The following is a 540-nucleotide window of genomic DNA, read 5'->3' as shown; positions in this document are numbered from 1 at the left end:
GCGTCGACGCACCGGTCCGCGAGATCACCACCAGGGCCGGCGTCGGACTCGCCACGTTCTACCGCCACTTCCCCGAACGCTCCGACCTCGTCACCGCCGTCTTCCGGCACGAGGTCGACGCCTGCGCCGACACCGCAGCCACCCTCGCCGCCGAGCACGAGCCCCTGGATGCCCTCATCCGCTGGCTGCACCGCTTCACCCAGTTCGTCGGCGCCAAGCGCGGACTATCCTCAGCCCTGCACTCCGGCAACCCCGCGTTCGAACCCCTGCCCGCCTACTTCACCCAGCGCTTCCAGCCAGCCCTCGACTCCCTGCTCACCGCCGCAGCCGCCGCCGGGGATATCCGCACCGACGTCGAGGCCGGACCACTACTGAGCGCCATCTCCCGCCTGTACTCACCCGCCAACCTGGACGAGAACGGCAACGACCGCATGGTCACGCTGCTCATCGACGGACTGCGCTACCAAGCCCGCTGACGACCCAGCGACTGGCACTTGCGGACCAGTTCACTACTCAGCGGCCTGGGCACAGGGACTCAGC

General features: G+C 69.3%; 1 protein-coding gene. It reads left to right on the top strand.

What is annotated here, in order from left to right:
* The coding region (locus tag Aco04nite_RS48060; RefSeq protein WP_213003851.1) for a TetR/AcrR family transcriptional regulator at window positions 1–476 on the top strand (476 nt) is incomplete at its 5' end.
* Between the last annotated feature and the right edge of the window lie 64 nt (window positions 477–540).

The organism is Winogradskya consettensis, from assembly GCF_018332715.1.
In the GTDB taxonomy this organism is placed as follows: domain Bacteria; phylum Actinomycetota; class Actinomycetes; order Mycobacteriales; family Micromonosporaceae; genus Actinoplanes; species Actinoplanes consettensis.
The sequence above is the reverse complement of the archived record's forward strand: the minus strand, read 5'-3'. Positions and strand labels throughout refer to the sequence as shown.